Annotated in this window: 22 protein-coding genes and 1 tRNA gene; 18 read left to right on the forward strand and 5 right to left on the reverse strand. The window is 63.9% G+C overall.

What is annotated here, in order from left to right:
• Positions 1–58 precede the first annotated feature (58 nt).
• A complete protein-coding gene (locus P0X85_RS03895; protein ID WP_275808712.1) occupies positions 59–442 on the reverse strand; it encodes a DUF2147 domain-containing protein in 384 nt (127 codons plus the stop codon).
• A gap of 141 nt (positions 443–583) precedes the next feature.
• Between P0X85_RS03895 and hisA the strand changes: the two genes are divergently transcribed.
• From hisA to P0X85_RS03970, 15 genes are all read left to right on the forward strand, one after another.
• Positions 584–1,303: a 1-(5-phosphoribosyl)-5-[(5-phosphoribosylamino)methylideneamino]imidazole-4-carboxamide isomerase gene (gene hisA, locus P0X85_RS03900; protein ID WP_275808714.1), complete on the forward strand. Its 720-nt coding sequence runs from the start codon at positions 584–586 to the stop codon at positions 1,301–1,303.
• Between the two features lie 188 nt (positions 1,304–1,491).
• Positions 1,492–2,250, forward strand: coding sequence for an imidazole glycerol phosphate synthase subunit HisF (gene hisF, locus P0X85_RS03905; protein ID WP_275808717.1), 759 nt, complete (start codon positions 1,492–1,494; stop codon positions 2,248–2,250).
• Entirely contained in the window at positions 2,250–2,561 is a 312-nt protein-coding gene (locus P0X85_RS03910; RefSeq protein ID WP_275808720.1) for a phosphoribosyl-ATP diphosphatase, read from the forward strand. The genes hisF and P0X85_RS03910 overlap by 1 nt, the downstream gene beginning before the upstream one ends.
• Positions 2,562–2,614: 53 nt before the next feature.
• On the forward strand, positions 2,615–2,917 hold the full coding sequence (locus P0X85_RS03915) for a DUF1330 domain-containing protein (protein ID WP_275808723.1): 303 nt from the start codon (positions 2,615–2,617) through the stop codon (positions 2,915–2,917).
• Entirely contained in the window at positions 2,914–3,210 is a 297-nt protein-coding gene (locus tag P0X85_RS03920) for a DUF1330 domain-containing protein (RefSeq protein WP_275808726.1), read from the forward strand. Before P0X85_RS03915 ends, P0X85_RS03920 begins: the two co-directional genes overlap by 4 nt.
• An 85-nt stretch (positions 3,211–3,295) precedes the next feature.
• The gene (locus tag P0X85_RS03925; RefSeq protein WP_275808729.1) at positions 3,296–3,739 is read left to right on the forward strand and encodes a tellurite resistance TerB family protein; all 444 of its coding nucleotides are present in this window, start codon (positions 3,296–3,298) and stop codon (positions 3,737–3,739) included.
• Positions 3,740–3,885: 146 nt separating this feature from the next.
• Entirely contained in the window at positions 3,886–4,662 is a 777-nt protein-coding gene (locus P0X85_RS03930) for an ABC transporter ATP-binding protein (RefSeq protein ID WP_275808732.1), read from the forward strand.
• A gap of 35 nt (positions 4,663–4,697) precedes the next feature.
• Positions 4,698–5,414 carry a transporter substrate-binding domain-containing protein gene (locus P0X85_RS03935; protein ID WP_275808735.1) on the forward strand — a complete coding sequence of 239 codons (717 nt, stop codon included), beginning with the start codon at positions 4,698–4,700 and terminating at the stop codon, positions 5,412–5,414.
• A 47-nt stretch (positions 5,415–5,461) separates the two neighbouring features.
• On the forward strand, positions 5,462–6,355 hold the full coding sequence (locus tag P0X85_RS03940; protein ID WP_275808740.1) for an ABC transporter permease: 894 nt from the start codon (positions 5,462–5,464) through the stop codon (positions 6,353–6,355).
• Positions 6,352–7,179, forward strand: coding sequence for an ABC transporter permease (locus P0X85_RS03945; RefSeq protein ID WP_275808743.1), 828 nt, complete (start codon positions 6,352–6,354; stop codon positions 7,177–7,179). The genes P0X85_RS03940 and P0X85_RS03945 overlap by 4 nt, the downstream gene beginning before the upstream one ends.
• Positions 7,180–7,193: 14 nt before the next feature.
• Positions 7,194–8,525: a glutamine synthetase family protein gene (locus tag P0X85_RS03950; RefSeq protein ID WP_275808746.1), complete on the forward strand. Its 1,332-nt coding sequence runs from the start codon at positions 7,194–7,196 to the stop codon at positions 8,523–8,525.
• Between the two features lie 149 nt (positions 8,526–8,674).
• Positions 8,675–9,373, forward strand: a complete 699-nt coding sequence (locus P0X85_RS03955; RefSeq protein WP_275808748.1) for a type 1 glutamine amidotransferase — start codon at positions 8,675–8,677, stop codon at positions 9,371–9,373.
• Positions 9,374–9,376: 3 nt separating this feature from the next.
• Entirely contained in the window at positions 9,377–10,732 is a 1,356-nt protein-coding gene (locus P0X85_RS03960) for a glutamine synthetase family protein (RefSeq protein WP_275808751.1), read from the forward strand.
• A 4-nt stretch (positions 10,733–10,736) separates the two neighbouring features.
• Positions 10,737–12,038 carry an NAD(P)/FAD-dependent oxidoreductase gene (locus P0X85_RS03965; protein ID WP_275808754.1) on the forward strand — a complete coding sequence of 434 codons (1,302 nt, stop codon included), beginning with the start codon at positions 10,737–10,739 and terminating at the stop codon, positions 12,036–12,038.
• A gap of 3 nt (positions 12,039–12,041) precedes the next feature.
• Positions 12,042–12,665: a LysE family translocator gene (locus P0X85_RS03970; protein WP_275808757.1), complete on the forward strand. Its 624-nt coding sequence runs from the start codon at positions 12,042–12,044 to the stop codon at positions 12,663–12,665.
• A 4-nt stretch (positions 12,666–12,669) separates the two neighbouring features.
• On the opposite strand, the gene P0X85_RS03975 is transcribed toward P0X85_RS03970, so the two are convergent.
• Both P0X85_RS03975 and rlmB read right to left on the reverse strand, forming a co-directional pair.
• Complete coding sequence (locus P0X85_RS03975; RefSeq protein WP_275808762.1) at positions 12,670–13,098, reverse strand: CoA-binding protein; 429 nt, start codon at positions 13,096–13,098, stop codon at positions 12,670–12,672.
• A 193-nt stretch (positions 13,099–13,291) separates the two neighbouring features.
• Entirely contained in the window at positions 13,292–14,074 is a 783-nt protein-coding gene (gene rlmB, locus P0X85_RS03980; protein WP_275808765.1) for a 23S rRNA (guanosine(2251)-2'-O)-methyltransferase RlmB, read from the reverse strand.
• A 159-nt stretch (positions 14,075–14,233) separates the two neighbouring features.
• On the opposite strand from rlmB, the gene P0X85_RS03985 reads away from it, so the two are divergent.
• The 3 genes from P0X85_RS03985 to P0X85_RS03995 all read left to right on the forward strand — a co-directional run bounded on the left by P0X85_RS03985 (position 14,234) and on the right by P0X85_RS03995 (position 16,842).
• A tRNA-Tyr gene (locus P0X85_RS03985) sits at positions 14,234–14,317 on the forward strand.
• Between the two features lie 156 nt (positions 14,318–14,473).
• Complete coding sequence (locus tag P0X85_RS03990) at positions 14,474–15,472, forward strand: hypothetical protein (RefSeq protein ID WP_275808769.1); 999 nt, start codon at positions 14,474–14,476, stop codon at positions 15,470–15,472.
• Between the two features lie 92 nt (positions 15,473–15,564).
• Positions 15,565–16,842: an O-acetylhomoserine aminocarboxypropyltransferase/cysteine synthase family protein gene (locus P0X85_RS03995; protein ID WP_275808772.1), complete on the forward strand. Its 1,278-nt coding sequence runs from the start codon at positions 15,565–15,567 to the stop codon at positions 16,840–16,842.
• A 33-nt stretch (positions 16,843–16,875) separates the two neighbouring features.
• Here the strand turns inward: P0X85_RS03995 and P0X85_RS04000 are convergent, their stop codons facing one another.
• Both P0X85_RS04000 and P0X85_RS04005 read right to left on the reverse strand, forming a co-directional pair.
• Positions 16,876–17,775 carry a hypothetical protein gene (locus P0X85_RS04000; RefSeq protein WP_275808775.1) on the reverse strand — a complete coding sequence of 300 codons (900 nt, stop codon included), beginning with the start codon at positions 17,773–17,775 and terminating at the stop codon, positions 16,876–16,878.
• Complete coding sequence (locus P0X85_RS04005; RefSeq protein ID WP_275808778.1) at positions 17,775–18,932, reverse strand: hypothetical protein; 1,158 nt, start codon at positions 18,930–18,932, stop codon at positions 17,775–17,777. Before P0X85_RS04005 ends, P0X85_RS04000 begins: the two co-directional genes overlap by 1 nt.
• Positions 18,933–19,083: the final 151 nt, after the last annotated feature.

Consider the following 19,083-nt stretch of genomic DNA (forward strand, 5'->3'; position numbering starts at 1 on the left):
GCAGGGAAACTCGCGCCGGGTCTTGGGGTTCTTGCCCCGGTCCATCACTGGGGCAGGGTTATTTCAGACGCGCCCAGTTTTGCTTGGCGCAGAAAAGACCGCCCGCCACACAACCCGACATTTTCATCGCATTGCCGCTGACCGCGATCTTGCCCAGATAGGTCTTGCCGTTCGAGGGGCGGAACACCTTGCCCTCGTATTTGCCGCCACCCTGCGGGGCCATGTCGATCACGATCATCTTGCCGACATTAGGGGATTTATACTCCGCCCCGTCCTTGAAGCTTTTCACGATCGTGCCGCAAAAATTTGCGCCGCACGGCTTGATATTCACATGCGCATAGGCGCCTTCATCGGGCTGCGTTTGCCACATACCCTCGATCGGATCAGCCATCGCGGCCCCCGCCGCCAGGATCATCGCCCCGGCCATCATCATCAGTTTCATGAGCTCTCCTCCCGTTGGCTCCGGGGGATATCAGTGCATGGCACCCGATTCCCGGCAAGACTGACGTGACGTAGCACGCCCTCTTGCCCCCTCGTTCCCCGCACGGCATAAGGCGCACGACCCCCGTTTCGGAGCCACGCCATGATCCTCTATCCCGCAATCGACCTCAAAGACGGCCAATGCGTGCGCCTGCTGCATGGCGAGATGGACAAGGCGACGGTGTTCGGCGACGACCCGGCCGCGCAGGCCGCGAAATTCGAGGCCGCGGGCTGCGAATGGGTGCATCTGGTCGACCTGAACGGGGCCTTTGCGGGTGAGCCTGTGAATGCCGCAGCCGTCGAGGCAATCCTCTCCCGGATCAAGGTGCCCGCGCAACTTGGGGGCGGCATCCGCAACATGGACACCATCGCCACCTGGATCGAGAAAGGCCTGAGCCGCGTGATCCTCGGCACGGTCGCCGTGGAGAACCCCGATCTGGTGCGCGAGGCCGCCCGCGAATTCCCGGGCCGTGTCGCCGTCGGCATCGACGCGCGCGGCGGGCGCGTGGCGACCAAGGGCTGGGCCGAAGAGACCGATGTGATGGTCACCGATCTGGCCAAGAGCTTCGAGGACGCGGGCGTTTCGGCGATCATCTATACCGACATCATGCGCGATGGCGCGATGACCGGCCCCAATATCGACGCGACCGAAGCGCTCGCCCGCGCAGTCTCGATCCCGGTGATCGCCTCGGGCGGCGTCTCGTCCCTGCCCGACCTCATCGCTCTGCGCGATACGGGCGTCATCGCGGGCGCGATTTCGGGGCGCGCGATCTATGACGGGGCGCTTGACCTGACCCAGGCGCTCGCGGCCCTCAACGGCTAAAGGCCGGGGGCGCTGCCCCCGGACCCCCGGGATATTTAATGCGATTGGAAAAGGGGCGAGGTCTTGCCGCTCCAATCGCCCCAAATATCCTCGGGGGTGAATGGCCGCAGGCCAGAGGGGGCAGACGCCCCCTTCGCCCTTTGCAAGCGGCACGCGGGACAGTATGTATGCGCCAAAGGAGCGCCCCGATGCTGAAAACCCGGATCATCCCCTGCCTCGACGTGGCCGATGGCCGCGTGGTCAAGGGCGTCAACTTCGTGAATCTGATCGATGCGGGCGACCCGGTCGAAGCGGCCAAAGCCTATGACGCGGCCGGTGCGGATGAGCTATGTTTTCTCGACATTCACGCGACCCATGAGAACCGCGGAACGATGTTCGATCTGGTCACCCGCACCGCCGAGCAGTGTTTCATGCCGCTCACCGTGGGGGGCGGCGTGCGCACCCATGAAGACGTGCGTGCGCTTCTGCTGGCGGGGGCGGACAAGGTCAGCTTCAACTCCGCCGCCGTCGCCAACCCGGACGTGATTGCCGAAGCCGCCGACCGGTTCGGCAGCCAGTGCATCGTCTGCGCGATAGACGCCAAGACGGTGGAACCGGGCCGCTGGGAAATCTTCACCCATGGCGGGCGCAAACCGACCGGCATCGACGCGGTCGAATTCGCACGCATCGTGACCGCCAAGGGCGCCGGCGAGATCCTGCTCACCTCGATGGATCGGGACGGCACGCGCGCGGGTTTCAACCTTGATCTCACCCGTGCCATCTCGGATGCGGTGGACGTGCCGGTGATCGCCTCGGGCGGTGTCGGCACGCTCGACCACCTCGTCGAGGGCGTGACCAAGGGCGGCGCGTCAGCCGTGCTCGCGGCCTCGATCTTCCATTTCGGTGAATTCACCATCCGTGAGGCCAAGGAGCACATGGCCGCCGCGGGCATCCCCGTGAGGCTCTGATGACCATTCTCGACCAACTCGCCGCCACTATCGAGGCCCGCAAGGCCGCCGATCCTGAAAGTTCGTGGACGGCGAAGCTGCTTGCCAAAGGGCCCGAAAAATGCGCCGAGAAATTCGGTGAGGAAGCGATCGAAGCAATCATCGCTGCGGTCAAGAACGACCGTGAGAACCTGACCTATGAGGCCGCGGACGTGCTTTATCATCTCTTGGTGATGCTCGCCGCACGCGAGGTGCCCGTCTCGGATGTTCTGGCAGAACTCGAACGCCGACAGGGCGTCTCGGGGATCGCGGAAAAAGCCAGCCGCGGCTGAGCTTGCCAAATCTCCGCCCCCGGACCAAGCTGACATAAAGCCGGGAGGAGAGAATGAGCGAACAGACCAAGGGCTACTGGATCGGCCATGTGAGCGTCGATGACCCGCAGGCCTATGAGGCTTATCGCAGCGCCAATGCCAAGGCTTTCGCCAAATATGGCGCGCGGTTTCTGGTGCGGGGTGGTGCTCAAGAGGTGGTCGAGGGAGAGTTGCGCCCCCGCGCGGTCGTCATCGAGTTTCCGAGCATCGAAGCCGCCCGCGCCTGCTATGTCAGCCCCGAATATCAGGCCGCGATGGCCCTGCGCACCCCGGTCTCGATGGCGGATATCTGCATCGTCGAAGGTTGGGACGGATGAGAGCGCCCGGCTACTGGGTCGCGCATGTCGCCATCCATGACGTCGCTGGCTACGCCGCCTATCGGGCCGCCGCCGCACCCGCGATTACTGCGGGCGGAGGGCGCATTCGGGTGCTCTCGGACAGCGGTGAAACCGTCGCAGGCCAATCCCGCCCGCATAGTGTTCTTGTTGAGTTCCCCTCGCTTGAGGCCGCCCGCGCCTGGTATTTCGGCCCGGCCTATCAAGCGACGATCCCCGCCCGCGATGCCGCAGCCGATGTCGACCTGATCATCGTCGAAGGTCGCGCGCCCTGAGCGCCACTCTTGTTTCGCCCCCTCCAAGCACCGTGCCCACGCCCCCGTGACTTGCCAGCGCGCCCGCCCGGCCTATAGTCGAGCCATGTTGAAATCGCTTCTCAAACTTCTGGGCGATCCGGCCCCCGAACCGCTCACCGCCCCTGATGCCGAGCTGGCGCTGGCGGCACTTCTGGTGCGTCTTGCGCGGGCGGACGACGATTACGACGAGGCCGAGAAACAGCGCATCGAGCATGTGCTTGCCCATCGCCGCGGCCTTGGTCATGCCGAGGCCGAGCGGCTGCGCGTCGAGGCCGAAGCCGTCGAGGCAGAGGCCCCCGATACCGTGCGCTTCACCCGCGCTCTCAAGGACAAGATCGCCTATGAGGACCGGATCGGCGTGATCGAGGCCCTTTGGGAGGTCGCGCTGGCCGATCAGGCCCGCGATGCAAGTGAGGATGCGCTGATCCGTCTTGCCGCCAATTTGCTCGGCATCAACGATCGCGATTCGGCTTTGGCCCGGCAACGCGTCATCGATCAGACCGCCTGAGCCGCGCGCGCGTGCCGCAATAAAAGGCTTTTGCCTGCCGGAACGGCAGCGACCCTAGCGTCACCTCGCGCAAGGCAGCTTGCAATCCGCATGCAAATCGCGCCAGATTGACCGATCGGAAAAACAGCAAGAGCCCAAGAGCCAACGTGACCCAGACGCCGCCCGTCATCGAAATCCGTGATCTGCACAAGAGCTATGGTCCGTTGGAAGTGCTCAAGGGCGTCTCGATTCGCGCGGAGCGCGGCCACGTAATCTCGCTGATCGGCTCCTCGGGATCGGGCAAGTCCACGCTTCTGCGCTGCTGCAACCTGCTGGAGGATAGCCAGTCCGGCGAAGTGGTATTCGACGGCGAAGCGGTCAAATGGAACGGGTCGGGCCATGGCCGCCGTCCTGCCGATCGTGCGCAGGTCACGCGCTTCCGCACCAATCTCTCGATGGTGTTTCAGCAGTTCAATCTTTGGTCCCACATGACCATCCTGCAAAACGTGATGGAGGCCCCGGTGACGGTGCTCGGGCGCGACCCGTCCGAGGTCGAAACGCGCGCGCGCGCCTATCTGGAGAAGGTCGGGATCGGCGACAAGGCCGATGCCTGGCCCGCGCAGCTTTCGGGCGGCCAGCAGCAGCGCGCCGCCATCGCGCGGGCGCTGTGCATGGAGCCGCGCGCGCTGTTGTTCGACGAGCCGACCTCGGCGCTCGATCCAGAGCTGCAACAAGAGGTGGTCAAGGTCATCAAGGACCTCGCCGCCGAGCATCGCACGATGATCATCGTGACCCATGACATGCGCCTCGCGGCGGACGTGTCCGATCACGTGGTCTTTCTGCATCAGGGCAAGATCGAGGAAGAAGGTCCGCCCGACACGCTTTTCGGCGCGCCGAAATCCGCGCGCCTGCAACAGTTCCTGTCGGCAACCATGCCGGCTTGAAACCATCAAAATCAAAACCTGACAGGGGAACTAACATGAAAACTCTGATCCTGACCGCCTCCGCGCTGGCCTTCTCGGCCGGTTTCGCCATGGCCGACACGATCCGCATGGGGACCGAGGGCGCCTACCCTCCCTACAACTTCATCGACGACAAGGGTGAGGTCGCGGGCTTTGAGCGTGAAGTGGGCGACGAGCTGTGCAAACGCGCCGAACTGACCTGCGAATGGGTCACCAACGAATGGGACAGCATCATCCCGAACCTGCTCTCGGGCAACTACGACACCATCATCGCCGGCATGTCGATCACCGATGAGCGGATGGAGACCATCGACTTCACCCAGAACTACTTCCCGCCGGCGGCTTCGGCCTATATGGCACTGTCGGCCGAGGCGGACCTGATGGGTGTCGTGGCCGCGCAAACCGGCACCATTCAGGCGGATTACGTGGCAAAATCGGGCGCGACGCTGCTGGAATTCGCAACGCTCGACGACACCGTCGCAGCCGTGAAGAACGGCGAAGCCGACGCGGTCTTCGCCGACAAGGACGCGCTCGCCCCCTTCGTCACCGATGGCGGCGAATTCGTCTGGTCCGGCGATGACGTGCCGCTGGGCGGCGGGATCGGCGTCGGTCTGCGCAAGTCGGATACCGAGCTGAAAGACAAGCTCAATGCCGCGATCACCTCGATGAAAGAGGACGGTTCGATCAACGCGCTGATCACCAAGTATTTCGGCGAAGAAGCGAAAACCTTCTGATCTGACGGCCGGGCGCGGCCCTATCCCCGCGCCCGGCCCCTGCCCCCATGTTCGCAAGCTGCGCCGACCCATCCCAACTTGAGGGCCTCGCCTGGCTCATGTGCTACCTGACCACGGGCAAGCACATGTTGTTCTATGGCTCGTTCTTCGTTGTGCTGCTGCTGATGGTCATCACCGCACCGGTCGCGCTTTTGTTTGGGTTCGGGGGGGCGCTGGCGGCCCGCTCTCGCGTGGCGCCGCTGCGCTGGTTCGGCAAGGGCTACACCGCGATGGTGCGCGGCGTGCCCGACATCGTCTTTTTCCTCTTCGTGCCGATCGCGCTCGATCAGGGGCTCGAATATCTGCGCCATCTCTGGGCCTGCCCGCCAAGCGACGCCCCGGTCTGGTCCAATAACGAATTCAACGTCTGCGCAGCCGCAAAACTGCCGCTGTCGTCGAGCCCGCAGATATGGCACGAGGCCTATGGTTTCACGCTGGCCGTCATCGCCTTTGCCATCGTTTTCGGCGCCTTTGCCGCGAATGTGCTTTACGGCGCGATGCAGGCGGTGCCGCGCGCGCAACTCGAAACCGCCGAGGCCTATGGCATGACACACCGTCAGGTCACCCGCCGCATTCTGATCCCGCAAATGTGGACCTATGCGCTGCCGGGCCTGTCGAACCTCTGGATGATCCTGATCAAGGCTACGCCGCTTCTGTTCCTCTTGGGTGTGGAGGATATCGTCTACTGGGCGCGCGAGCTTGGCTCGACCAAATCGGCGATCTATGACTACCCGCATCCCGACTGGCGCGTGTGGTATTTCCTTGGGCTTCTCGCCTTCTATCTTGGCATGACCAAGCTTTCGGAAAGCGTGCTGTCGCGGATCACCGCGCGGCTCTCACGCGGGCAGGCCACCATGGCCGGAGAGGCCCAGCGCAAACAGGCCGGAGGCGCGGGCGCATGAGCTGTCTCGACATCATCGCCGACTACGGGATGCGCTCTCTGGGCGTTGGCGAACGGCTCTTGCCGCGCGGCGATGTCACGCTTTGCCATCAGTTCACGCTGATCGGCTCGGGGATGATCTGGAACGTCTATTTCGGCGCGCTGGCGCTGATCTTCGGCTTTTTCGCGGCGACCGCGCTGGCGCTGGCCAAAGCGTCGGAGAACCCGCTCCTGCGCAAACCGGCGGAATGGTTCATCTTCCTGTTCCGCGGCTCGCCCCTCTTCATCCAGTTCTTCCTCGCCTATGAGGCGCTGGTGCTTTTGCCGCGCGCGGGCATCGACATCTTTGGACTGACAATCCAGACCTCATGGATGACGCGAGCTTGGGCGGGGGCGCTTCTGGTGCTGTTCCTCAATACCTCCGCCTATTCCGCCGAGATCTTCTACGGCGCGCTGCGCTCGGTGCCCAAGGGCGACCTCGAGGCAGCCGATGCCTATGGCATGACCGGCTGGACCAAGTTCCGCCGCGTGGTCTGGCCGACGATGCTGCGCCTTGCGTGGCCCGCCTACACGAACGAGGCGATCTTCCTGTTCCACGCGACTGCGCTGGTGTTTTTCTCGGGCTTCCCCGCGTTCAAGCAGCAGGGCGACGCGCTCTATTACGCGTCCTATTTCGCGGACAAGACCTTCAACCCCTTCATCCCCTACCCGATCACCGCCTTCTACTTCATTGTGCTGACGCTGGTGCTGATCGGAATCTTCGGGGCTGTGAACCGGCGGCTCAACCGCCACCTGCCGGGGCAGGATCGCCCCCGCCTGCGGCTGAGGCCGCAGATCATCCGATAATCAGGTAGTAATCCATGGACTGGCTCAGAGAACATACCGACGTGCGCACGATCCGTGTCGCGGCGGCGGATTTGAATGGCGTGGCGCGCGGCAAGCGCGTTCCCGCACGCTTTGCCGAAAAGGTCTTTACCGAGGGCACGCGCTTTCCCTACTCGGTGATGAATCTCGACATCTGGGGCGAGGATATCGAGGACAGCCCGCTCGTCTTCGAAACCGGCGATTCCGATGGGCTCTTGATGCCGACCGAGCGTGGCTTCCTGCCGATGCCGTGGCTGGGCGCGCCGACCGCGCTCTTGCCGATCTGGATGTTCCACATGGATGGCCGCCCCTATGCCGGCGATCCGCGTCAGGCATTGGCCCGCGTGGTCGAGCGCTACTCCGCCAAGGGCCTGACCCCGGTGGTGGCGACCGAACTTGAATTCTTCCTGATCGACGATTCAGGCAAGCAGTTGCGCGTGCCGCCCTCGCCCCGCTCGGGCAAGCGCCGCACCGGTGGCGAGGTTCTGTCCTTGCGCGCACTCGATGCCTTCGACGTGTTCTTCTCGCAGCTCTATGACGCCTGCGAGGCGATGGACATACCGGCGGATACCGCCATTTCCGAGGCGGGTCCGGGGCAGTTCGAACTGAACATGATGCACCAATCGGACGCGCTTAAGGCCGCCGATGACGCCTGGCTCTTCAAGATGCTTGTGAAGGGGCTCGCGCGCAGCCACGGCTTCGCGGCCTCGTTCATGGCAAAGCCCTATGACGTCTGGACCGGCAACGGGATGCACATGCATTTCTCGGTGCTCGACAGCGCGGGCAACAACATTTTCGACGATGGCGGCCCCGCCGGATCGGACAAGCTGCGCCATGCCGTTGCCGGTTGCCTTGAGGCGATGCCCGGCTCCACGCTGATCTTCGCGCCCCATGAGAACAGCTACGACCGGCTGGTGCCCGACGCGCATGCGCCGACCGCCATCGCTTGGGCCTACGAGAACCGCACGACCGCCCTGCGCATCCCGGCCTCCGGGCCAAAAGCCCGCCGGATCGAGCATCGCGTGGCCGGAGGCGATGTGAACCCCTACCTGATGATCGCGGCCATTCTGGGCGCGGCTCTGAACGGGATTGAGGATCAGACCGAACCGCCCGCACCCATCAAAGGTAACGCCTACTCGCAGGGGCTGCCGCAACTGCCAGGGACCTGGGGCGAGGCGATCGAGCGCTTCGCCGAATGCCCGCATATCCCCCGCATCTTCGAGCGCGAGCTGATCGACAATTTCCTCATGACCAAGCGCCAAGAGCTGCATTACATGGCCGAACTGTCGGACCAGGAGCAGACCGAGCTATATCTCGACACGGTCTGACAGCCGGGGGGCGCTGCCCCCTCGGCCTGCGGCCTCACCCCCGGGATATTTGTGGCAGACTGAAACAGGGCGGGGTGGTGCGGCTGCGGTCCCTCTTGCCGGGGCCGGGGCGCGCGGCTAGGCTCTGACAATCCAATCCAAGGTGTTCCATGCTGATCGGCATTTTGCAGACCGGACAATCGCCCGATATCCTTCGGGACGAGGCCGGAGACTATCCCGACATGTTCGTCCGGCTTCTGGCGGGGCACGGGCTCCAGTTTCGAACCTACCATGTCGAGGCAATGGAATTTCCGGGCGATGTGCATGATTGCGACGGCTGGCTGATCACCGGCTCGCGGCATGGCGCCTATGAGGACCATCCCTTCATCCCAAGGCTCGAAGCCTTTATCCGCGACGCGATGGCGGCGAAAGTGCCGATGGTGGGCATCTGCTTTGGCCACCAGATCATCGCGCAGGCGATGGGCGGCCGGGTCGAGCGTTATCAGGGCGGCTGGGCGGTTGGCCCGCAGGACTACGATTTCGGCGGAGAAAAGATCACGCTGAACGCATGGCACCGCGATCAGGTCGTCGAGCGCCCCGAAGGGGCCGAGGTCGCGGGCTGCAACGACTTTTGCGAGAACGCGGCCCTCGTCTATGGCGACACGGCCTATACGGTGCAGGCCCATCCCGAGTTTTCCGACGATTTCGTCGCGGGGCTGATGCGCACGCGCGGCAAGGGGGTTGTCCCCGACCCGCTCATGGAGGCCGCGATGGGTCGGCTTGGTCCGACCAACGACGCGGCCCGGATCGCTGATCGCATCGCCGAATTCTTTCTCAAACCAAGGGCCGAGACGGCCCCCAACAGGTGACCCATGTCCGACTGGCAAGACAAGATCCCTCAGGCCGCGCGCGATTATTTGACCGGCCGCCGCCTCGACGAAGTGGAATGCATCGTTGCCGATATAGCGGGTGTTGCGCGCGGCAAGGCGATGCCCGCCTCGAAGTTTCAATTTCAGGACCGGTTCTTCCTGCCAAACTCAATCTTCCTGCAAACGATCACCGGCGAGTGGACCGACAATCCGATGGGGGCCTTCACCGAGCCGGACATGATCCTCGTTCCGGATTTCTCGACGGCGACGGCGGCGCCATGGACCAATGACTGGACGCTGCAAATCATCCACGATGTCGAGGATCAGCAGGGCAACCCCGTCCCCATCGCGCCGCGTAACGTCCTCAAGCGCGTGCTCTCGCTCTATGAGGCCGAGGGCTGGCAACCCATCGTCGCGCCCGAGATGGAGTTCTTCCTCGTCGCCCGCAACATCGACCCGAACCAGCCGATCATCCCGCCGATGGGACGCTCGGGACGCCGGGCGGCTGCGAAACAGGCCTATTCGATGTCGGCGGTCGATGAATACGGCAAGGTCATCGACGACATTTACGATTTCGCCGAGCTTCAGGGCTTCGAGATCGACGGCATCTTGCAAGAAGGCGGCGCGGGTCAGGTCGAGATCAACCTCGCCCATGGCAACCCGGTCGAACTGGCCGATCAGATCTTTTACTTCAAACGGCTGATCCGCGAGGCCGCGCTGCGGCACGACTGTTTCGCCACCTTCATGGCCAAACCGATCGAGGGGGAACCCGGCTCGGCCATGCATATCCACCAATCGGTGATCGACATGAAAACCGGCGAGAATATCTTCTCGGACCCGGATGGCGGAGAGTCCGAGGCGTTTCTACATGCCATTGCGGGGCTTCAGAACCACCTTCCGGCCGTGATCGCGCTGCTCGCGCCCTATGTGAACAGCTATCGCCGTTACGTCCCGGATTTCGCGGCGCCGATCAACCTCGAATGGGGCCGCGACAACCGCACGACGGGCCTGCGCGTTCCGATCTCGGGCCCCTCCGCGCGGCGGATCGAGAACCGGCTGGCGGGGATGGATTGCAACCCCTATCTCGGGCTCGCGGCCTCGCTCGCCTGCGCTTATATCGGCCTGAAGGAAAAGAAGATGCCGAAGCCCGAATGCCTGGGCGACGCCTATATGTCGGCCGAGGACGTGCCGGTGAACCTTGGCGATGCGCTCGACCTTCTGGCCGACAACGCGGCCGTGCGCGACGTGCTCGGCCCTGAGTTCTGCACCGTCTACGAGGCTGTAAAACGAAACGAATACAAGGAGTTCCTGCAAGTGATCTCGCCTTGGGAGCGCGAGCACCTGCTGCTGAACGTATAAGCCGATGAACCTGCTTTTCGCCAATGACAGGCGCGGCGAGCACGCGCCGAGCTACTACGCCGCGACCGCCGCCAGTGATCGCCGCTGGCCGGAGTTGCGCGGGCGCGAGCGGGTGGATCTGTGCATCATCGGGGGCGGTTTCACCGGCCTCTCGGCGGCACTCCACGCGGCGGAGCGGGGACTCTCTGTGATCCTGCTCGAAGCACACCGGGTTGGCTTTGGGGCCTCAGGGCGCAACGGCGGTCAGGTTGGCTCGGGTCAGCGGCTGGAACAGGACGATCTGGAAAAGTCCTACGGGCTGGAGACCGCGCGCAAGCTGTGGGATTTCGGCGAGGAGGCCAAGACGCTGGTCCGCGATCTCATCTCGCGGCATGCGATGCCGGTCACCTTCCATCCGGGCATCGTTCATGCCTGCTGGAAACCCTCCGAGGTCGCCCATTCCCATGCCTATGCCGAGAAACTCGCACGCGATTATGGCTATGAGCAGGTAACGCCGCTCGACCGCGCGGCATTGCGGGAGATCCTGCCCTCCGAGGCCTATCAGGGCGGCGATATCGACCGGGGCGCGGGGCATCTGCACCCTCTGAACTTCGCGCAAGGCCTTGCGCTGGCCGCCGAGGCCGCAGGCGCGCGCATCTTCGAGACCTCGGTCGTGCATCACATCCGGCCCGGCAGCCCGGCCAAGGTCCAAACCGACAAGGGCCATGTCGAGGCCGATCACGTCCTCCTCGCGGCGAATGGCTATTTGGGCGGCCTTGAGCCGCGCGTCGCCAATCGCGTCATGCCGATCAACAACTTCATCGTGGCAACGGCCCCCCTTGGCCCGCGCGTGGCCGAGGTTCTCCGCGAGAACGTCGCCGTGGCGGACACGAAATTCGTCGTGAATTACTGGCGGCTGTCCGAGGATAACCGGCTTCTGTTCGGGGGCGGCGAGAGCTATGGCTACAAGTTCCCCGACGTGGTGAAGACCGTCACCAAACCGATGCTCGAGGTCTATCCGGGCCTCAAAGATGTGCCGATCGACTATGCTTGGGGCGGGACACTGGCGATCACGATGAACCGGATGCCGGCCTTTATCCGGGCAAAATCAAATATCCTCTCGGCCTCGGGCTTCTCGGGGCATGGGGTGGCGATGGGGACGCTGGCGGGCAAGATCATGACCGAGGCCGTGACGGGTCAGGCCGGGCGCTTCGATATCATGGCCGGTCTCAACGTGCCAAGCTTCCCCGGCGGCGCAATGTTCCGCTGGCCGCTTCTGGTGGCCGCGATGACGTGGTTCTCTATGCGCGACCGGCTGGGAGTCTGAGCGATGGACCCGGTGCTGTTTCTCGCGTTTCTCACCGCCACTCTGCTGATTGTGGTGACGCCCGGCCCCTCGGTGGCGCTCGCCTCGGCGCAGGCGATCCGGTTTGGCCCGCGCGCGGCGCTGACCACGGTGGCGGGCGACGCGCTTGGATCTGTCGTCCACATCCTGATCGCCGTGGGCTCATTGAAAACGCTGATCGCACTTTCCGGGGTGATCCTGCCGTGGCTGCAAATGGCGGGCGGCGTGTTCATCCTGTGGCTCGCGTTGCAATCGTGGCGCGAGGCCCGCATTCCCGCCCCGGACCTACCGCCGCTGCGCAAGCGCGCGACCTTTACCACCGGCTTTTTCGCCTGCGTCACCAACCCCAAAGCCATCGTGTTCTTCGTGGCACTTTTCCCCGGCTTCATCTCGGCCGAGCACAGCATCACGCTGCAATCGCTGGTCTACGGGGTGATCTTCGTGACGCTCGACGCAGCCTTCATCCTTGGATATGCGCTGCTGGCCATGCATGCCGTCCGCACCAGCATGGCCCAAAAAATCCGGATCGAGCATCTGAGCGCCGTGGGCCTGTGCGCCGTGGGCATCCTGATGCTGATCCGGGGATACCGCGCGCTCGGCGCGGCCTGACCACTCAGACCCCTGCCTGCATGACGCGCGGGTAGTCGATCTTGGGGCAGCGGTCCATCACCACCATCTTGCCCGCATGGCGCGCCCTGCTCGCAGCCCCCTCGTGGATCACGCCGAGCTGCATCCAGATCGTGCGCAGATGCGGCAAATGCTCCAGCGCGGCATCGACCACTTCGGGCACATGCTCAGGCGCGCGGAAGATATCGACCATATCAACCTCGATATTGGCCGGGATCGCGGCCAGATCGGCATAGACGGTCTCATCGAGATAGGTCTTCCCGGCCAGCCCCGGATTGACCGGGATCACCCGGTAGCCCTTGGACTGCAAAAATGCGGCCACCATGTAGGAGGCGCGCTCCGGTTTGTTCGAAAACCCCACGACAGCAATGGTGCGGGTGGTTGCGAAAATCTCGCGCAGGTCGATATCGGTCATTCAGGTCTCCTCATGTCGCGGGCAGAGTGGAAGAAAAAAGCGCCCGAGCCAAGAGGCCGGGCGCTAAAGTGGCGGAACGAGGGACAGTGAACATGAAACGCAGCAGTTCCAGAGCCGCGCTTCCACTATCCAGACATAGGTATGTAAATCCCCGGTTAAAGGGGGCGGGCCGAAAAGTCGCGCTAACGTGAACTCAGCGTGTAGAGGCCGCGTAAAGCGACACGGCGGCCGCGTTCGACACGTTCAGCGAGCCGAACTCCCCGGCGAAGGGAATCTTCACGATGAAATCGCACAGCTCTCGGGTTTTCTCGCGCAGGCCCGGCCCTTCGGCCCCAAGGACCAGCGCTACGGGCGCGGGACCGGCAGCGGAGAGACCATCGCGCAAGGTCATTTTCGCCTCGCCCGCAAGCCCCACGATCTGGAAGCCCATATCCTTCAACTCAATCAGCGCGTCTGCCAAATTCTTGACCCGCAGATAGGGCTGACGCTCCAGCGCACCCGACGCGGTCTTGGCCAGCGCCCCGGTCTCGGGGGCGGAGTGACGATGCGGCGCGATCACGGCACGCGCGCCGAACACCTCTGCCGAGCGTAGAATAGCGCCCACATTATGCGGGTCGGTCACCCGGTCGAGGCACACAACAAGCGGCAGCCCCTCGCCCGTGAGACACACCTCGTCGATGCTACCCCAGCTGAGCGGTTTGACCTCCATCGCGGCGCCTTGGTGCACGGAATCGGGGGCGAGCGTCACGTGGTTGGCGAATTTGCGCGGGTCGACGATCTGCGGCTCTATCCCGGCCACGGCAATCGCCTCGCCCAGCTTGTTGGCGGCGTTCTGCGTCAGAACCAGCCGCAGCCGTTCCCGCGCGGGGTTCATCAGCGCATCGCGCACCGCATGCAGACCGAACAGCCACACGGTCTCCGCCGCGGCGGCGCGTTTGCTGCGTTCTTTGTCGATGACCCAGGACGGTTTCTTCATGGCAAATTCTCCAGTTCAACCCTTCCTGCGCGCGGCGCGCGCGAATGGCAAGCCCGAAGCGTTGCCCATGCCCCGACGGCCACGCGCATTTTTTCCCGCTTCGCGCAGTTTGTCCCCCTTGACGCCTGTGATCCCCTATCGTATCCCCCCGCCAGCGTCGGGTGACGTGCTGCAAGGTGCGGCAGCGGACTGTAACTCCGCCGGGGAGACCCATGCCTGGTTCGATTCCAGGGTCACCCACCACTTCCCCTCTTGGGGGTGGCGAACGTAACGAAAAGGCCGTCCCCCGGGGCGGCCTTTCGCTTTTGAGCCGTCATGCCGTGACGGCGCGCTCACCTACCCTTTTGCGCGCCGGATTTGCCGCTATACTGCCCGAAAATACCGGGGGCAGAGCAATTCATGGCGGCAAGAAAAGCCAAGACAAAACCGTTCAACATCCTCTGCATCGCGCAGAGCGGGCGGCTTGAATATGAGGCGAGCCTCTTCGCGCTGAGCTTCCGCGCCGCCAATCCCGAGTTCAAGGGTCGTTTCTTCGTCGCGGAACCGCAGGGCGCGCGTTGGAACGGGGAGACCCATATTTCCGCGCCGGTCCGCGCGATCCTCGAAGACCAGGGCGCGGAAATCCTGCCTTTCGAGAACCGCCATTTCGGCCAGTCCTACCCGTTCGGAAACAAGATCGAGGCGCTGGCCGCGCTGCCCGAGGGCGAACCTTTTGTCTTCTTCGACACCGACACGCTGTTCACCGCCCCTCTCAGCGACGTGAGTTTCGACTTCGCCCGACCTGCCGCCTCGATGCGCCGCGAAGGCACCTGGCCCGAGCCGCCGCTTTACGGGCCGGGCTATGCGGGCATCTGGAAATCGCTTTACGACAAGTTCGGCCTCGATTTCGAAAGCTCGCTCGACCTGAGCCAGCCCGACGAATACTGGCGCCGCTACCTTTATTTCAACGCGGGCTGGTTCTTTGGCGCGGACCCGAAGACGTTTGGCCAGCGCTTCCTCGATTATGCGCTCGCGATCCGCGACGATACGCCGGACGAGCTGGCCTGCCAGTCGCTCGATCCGTGGCTCGACCAGATCGCCCTGCCCCTCGTCATCCACAGCTTTGGCGGCGGGCGTCCGGGGCCGGAGCTTGACGGGCTCGATGGCGATGTGAGCTGTCACTACCGCACGCTGCCGCTGCTCTACGCGCGTGAGAACGACAAGGTGGTCGAGACGCTGGAGGCGATCACCGCGCCCAATCCGATCAAGAAGGTGCTCAAGGCCTACGAGCCCGCCAAGAAGCTGATCTACCAGAAAAAAGGTCACAAGATCAGGGACATGTTCGACCGCAGCGATCTACCCTCACGCGAACAGGTGATCCGAAACACGATCAAGCGTGCGGGGCTGTGGATGCGCTGAGGCCCGCGCGACATGCATCAAAACGAATGTGATTGAAGCGGGCCAAGGCCAAGGCTAGGCTCCGCCGGGTTTCACTTAGGGGAGAGGCGCGGATGTCCGACTATTCTTTCGACACGCTGCAAATTCACGCGGGCGCAGAGCCCGATCCGGCAACCGGCGCGCGTCAGGTGCCGATCTATCAAACGACGGCCTATGTCTTCAAAGACGCCGACCACGCGGCTCGGCTCTTTAACCTGCAAGAGGTGGGCTACATCTACTCACGCCTGACCAACCCGACGGTCGCCGCGCTGGCCAACCGGATCGCAGCGCTCGAAGGCGGCGCGGGCGCGGTCTGCACCTCGTCGGGGCATGCGGCACAGATCATGGCGCTGTTCCCGCTCATGGGACCGGGCAAGAACATCGTCGCCTCGACCCGCCTTTACGGCGGCACCATCACCCAGTTCAGCCAGACGATCAAACGCTTCGGCTGGTCCTGCACCTTCGTCGATTTCGACGATCTGGCGGCGCTCGAAGCCGCTATCGACGATGACACCCGCGCGATCTTCTGCGAGTCGATCTCGAACCCGGGCGGCTATATCACCGACATTCCGGCGGTCGCGAAAGTCGCCGACAAGGCCGGTCTGCCGCTCATCGTCGATAACACGCTGGCGACCCCCTACCTCTGCCGCCCGATCGAGCTTGGCGCGACGCTCGTCGTGCATTCGATGACCAAATACCTTACCGGGAATGGCACCGTCACCGGCGGCTGCGTGGTGGATTCGGGCAAGTTCGACTGGTCGGCCTCGGACAAATTCCCGAGCCTCTCGGCCCCCGAACCCGCTTATCACGGGCTGAAATTCCACGAGGCACTCGGGCCGATGGCCTTCACCTTCCACTCCATCGCGGTGGGCCTGCGTGATCTGGGCATGACGATGAACCCGCAAGGCGCGCATTACACGCTTATGGGGATCGAGACGCTGAGCCTGCGGATGGAGCGTCATGTCGCCAATGCGATCAAGGTTGCGCAATGGCTCGAGGCGGACCCGCGTGTCGATTACGTCACCTATGCCGGGCTCGAAAGCTCGCCCTGGAACAAGCGGATCGCCACCGTTTGCCCGAAAGGCGCAGGTGCGCTCTTTACGGTCGCGCTCAAGGGCGGCTACGAATCCTGCGTGAGCCTCGTGAACAATCTCAAACTGTTCAGCCATGTCGCGAACCTCGGTGATGCGCGCTCGCTCATCATCCATTCGGCCTCGACCACGCACCGGCAATTGACCGAAGCACAGCAGATCGCAGCGGGCGCCGCACCGAATGTGGTGCGTCTCTCGATCGGGATCGAGAATGCCGACGACCTGATCGCCGATCTCGATCAGGCGCTTGGTCAAGCCTGAGCCGACACCGGCCGCACCCTTCCGGGGGTGCGGTCATTCCGCCCGCATCAGCGCCCGATCGACAGCGGAGAGCATGCGCGAGACCGTATAGCTCCCGATGCCCGTGTTGGCCTCGGCAGAAACCTGCACCTGTCCCCCGACTTCGATCACCTGCATGCTGTCGAGCGCCGGGTCCTTGATCGTCACACCCTCGATCGCGCAATTGGCGCTTTGGGCGCGGAGCGTCGCACAGTGCTTCTGCGCTGCATCAAACACCTGTGCCAAGGCCTCTGGCATCCCCTCACGAGTGACCAAAAGCCCTTCGATCTGGACCTGCTCGCGGACGATCCGCGGGTCGCTTTCAGGCAGGGGCAGAACCCCGAGAGGCGTGGCCTCTATGTAGTTCAGCGCAACTTCCAGCATTGGCACCTGACCGCCGGGTCCCCGATGACGCAGATCGAAATCGCGCAACTTGCAATCGCGCGCGAAACTCTGGGGGAGGAGCGCGCATTGCGCCGCCGCCACCTGCACCGCCCGCGCCTCAAGGAAACTGCGCCGCCAGAACGGATCGGGCGCGGCTTCCCCTTCGACCAGCATCTCCTCGGGCGTCACCGGGATAATGAAACGCACCATCCGGCGGCGATCAAAGGCCTCGTGACTGACGAATGCGTCGAATTCACGCTTGTTCTGATGCGCGGCCCGCACCTTGCGCCAGCCCGCGCCCTGCGCGACGGAACTCGGGTCAGGGCCGCCGCCCTCGCCATAAGAGACCGAGGCATTGGAACCCGCGATGCGGATTTTCTCGACCCCTTTGACGATGCCACCCGCCGTCTGCGCAAAATCGTCGGTGAGCTTGGCCACCTCGGGCACCTGCTGAAGCCCATACCAGACCATGTAACCGATCGCAGGAATGAAGAGCACAAGCCCGAGGACCAGAACGAAGACGCGCAACATCACAGACCTCCAAGCACAACCGCGGGTTTCGGATGCGCGCGCAGCATCTCGAAAGAGCCACCGGCAAGCTCCAGCGCGCGGGTCATCGCGGCGTCGTAGAACCCATCCCCGTCGGTAAGCGCTCGGGCAATCACCTCATCCTCGGTATCGCCCACAAGCACCGGGGCCTGCGCCAGACCACGCCAAGGAACCGGCTCTGCGGGAACCGGTCCGATAAGGGCCGAAACCCCCGCATCATAGCCAATGGCCTGCGTCCCCGGCGCGACGCCGAAGCTCTGGCGCAGCCAGTCTTCCCAGACCGCTGCCTTCGCACCCATTTCGGCATTCATACGGGCGAATTCCTCGTCACTGACAACCCCCGCCGCGTGGTTCCGGTAGAAAAATCCATCTGGTTCATAGGGATACGCCTCAACCACTCCACAGCCCGCCAAGGCTTCGCGGCTCAGCGAAAGGACCGGCACACCCTCTGGAACATTGGCCAGCGCATCCCCTGCGCCCCCGATGAGCGTCACACCCGCAAGCTCGGCACCCGTGGCTAGATGCAGGTTCCAAACCATGCGCTTGCCGCGCGACAACAGCACCAGATGCACCGGACCGGGATCGGTCACGGCCACATCATAGGCGGCAAAGCCCGCGCGTTCCGAAACCCCCATCGCCTTCACCTCGCGGACCTTGTTGGTCGCACGCTGCGCAGCGATAATCGCATCCACCGCCTCCCGAAACGTCTCCCGGTCCCAGGCCTGAAGGCCAGCGCGCAACGGTGACTCGGGCGCACGCAGCAAAACGGCCCGCCCGGATATCGACGGCGGATCGCAGGTCTGCGCGACCGGAAATCGCCCCACGATACGCGGCACATCGTCCATCGTGCTGGCCTGCCATTCGGCAAAAACCTCGGAGCGGAACACGGGCATCCCAACGGCCGTGGCCGTAATTGCATCATCCGCGCGCCACTGGTCGTCATGATAGACAAGATGCGCAAGCGGCGCGCCCGTCTCGCGGGTTTGCGACCGCAGCACGGGCGGCTTGCCCGAACGCAGCGCCTCGATCAAAGCCCGGGGGTCGGTCAAGGACTGCCCAAGCTGCATGAGCGCCATCGGCGCGATCAGCGCCAGCCCCAGAATTCCGAAAATGAAATATTTCAGTGCCTGCCCAAACATCGTCGGCCCACCTTTTCAATAGCGTAGGTATAGCCCGGCATTATTGGCGAAATTAGGGCTATTTCGGCTCATTGGGTAGCGTCCGTCAAGGTGGTGTAATTTCCCAGATGGCCTGAGGTCATGATCAGGCGGCTTTCGTGGTTATGCTGAG

Origin of the sequence: Pseudothioclava nitratireducens (assembly GCF_029210495.1) — a bacterium.
In the GTDB taxonomy this organism is placed as follows: domain Bacteria; phylum Pseudomonadota; class Alphaproteobacteria; order Rhodobacterales; family Rhodobacteraceae; genus Pseudothioclava; species Pseudothioclava nitratireducens.

What these genes read in the sequence shown, in the direction of transcription:
- P0X85_RS03895 (WP_275808712.1), bottom strand. Translation starts at nt 442, where the DNA reads ATGAAACTGATGATGATGGCCGGGGCGATGATCCTGGCGGCGGGGGCC.
- hisA (WP_275808714.1), top strand. Translation starts at nt 584, where the DNA reads ATGATCCTCTATCCCGCAATCGACCTCAAAGACGGCCAATGCGTGCGC.
- hisF (WP_275808717.1), top strand. Translation starts at nt 1,492, where the DNA reads ATGCTGAAAACCCGGATCATCCCCTGCCTCGACGTGGCCGATGGCCGC.
- P0X85_RS03910 (WP_275808720.1), top strand. Translation starts at nt 2,250, where the DNA reads ATGACCATTCTCGACCAACTCGCCGCCACTATCGAGGCCCGCAAGGCC.
- P0X85_RS03915 (WP_275808723.1), top strand. Translation starts at nt 2,615, where the DNA reads ATGAGCGAACAGACCAAGGGCTACTGGATCGGCCATGTGAGCGTCGAT.
- P0X85_RS03920 (WP_275808726.1), top strand. Translation starts at nt 2,914, where the DNA reads ATGAGAGCGCCCGGCTACTGGGTCGCGCATGTCGCCATCCATGACGTC.
- P0X85_RS03925 (WP_275808729.1), top strand. Translation starts at nt 3,296, where the DNA reads ATGTTGAAATCGCTTCTCAAACTTCTGGGCGATCCGGCCCCCGAACCG.
- P0X85_RS03935 (WP_275808735.1), top strand. Translation starts at nt 4,698, where the DNA reads ATGAAAACTCTGATCCTGACCGCCTCCGCGCTGGCCTTCTCGGCCGGT.
- P0X85_RS03940 (WP_275808740.1), top strand. Translation starts at nt 5,462, where the DNA reads ATGTTCGCAAGCTGCGCCGACCCATCCCAACTTGAGGGCCTCGCCTGG.
- P0X85_RS03945 (WP_275808743.1), top strand. Translation starts at nt 6,352, where the DNA reads ATGAGCTGTCTCGACATCATCGCCGACTACGGGATGCGCTCTCTGGGC.
- P0X85_RS03950 (WP_275808746.1), top strand. Translation starts at nt 7,194, where the DNA reads ATGGACTGGCTCAGAGAACATACCGACGTGCGCACGATCCGTGTCGCG.
- P0X85_RS03955 (WP_275808748.1), top strand. Translation starts at nt 8,675, where the DNA reads ATGCTGATCGGCATTTTGCAGACCGGACAATCGCCCGATATCCTTCGG.
- P0X85_RS03960 (WP_275808751.1), top strand. Translation starts at nt 9,377, where the DNA reads ATGTCCGACTGGCAAGACAAGATCCCTCAGGCCGCGCGCGATTATTTG.
- P0X85_RS03965 (WP_275808754.1), top strand. Translation starts at nt 10,737, where the DNA reads ATGAACCTGCTTTTCGCCAATGACAGGCGCGGCGAGCACGCGCCGAGC.
- P0X85_RS03970 (WP_275808757.1), top strand. Translation starts at nt 12,042, where the DNA reads ATGGACCCGGTGCTGTTTCTCGCGTTTCTCACCGCCACTCTGCTGATT.
- P0X85_RS03975 (WP_275808762.1), bottom strand. Translation starts at nt 13,098, where the DNA reads ATGACCGATATCGACCTGCGCGAGATTTTCGCAACCACCCGCACCATT.
- rlmB (WP_275808765.1), bottom strand. Translation starts at nt 14,074, where the DNA reads ATGAAGAAACCGTCCTGGGTCATCGACAAAGAACGCAGCAAACGCGCC.
- P0X85_RS03990 (WP_275808769.1), top strand. Translation starts at nt 14,474, where the DNA reads ATGGCGGCAAGAAAAGCCAAGACAAAACCGTTCAACATCCTCTGCATC.
- P0X85_RS03995 (WP_275808772.1), top strand. Translation starts at nt 15,565, where the DNA reads ATGTCCGACTATTCTTTCGACACGCTGCAAATTCACGCGGGCGCAGAG.
- P0X85_RS04000 (WP_275808775.1), bottom strand. Translation starts at nt 17,775, where the DNA reads ATGTTGCGCGTCTTCGTTCTGGTCCTCGGGCTTGTGCTCTTCATTCCT.
- P0X85_RS04005 (WP_275808778.1), bottom strand. Translation starts at nt 18,932, where the DNA reads ATGTTTGGGCAGGCACTGAAATATTTCATTTTCGGAATTCTGGGGCTG.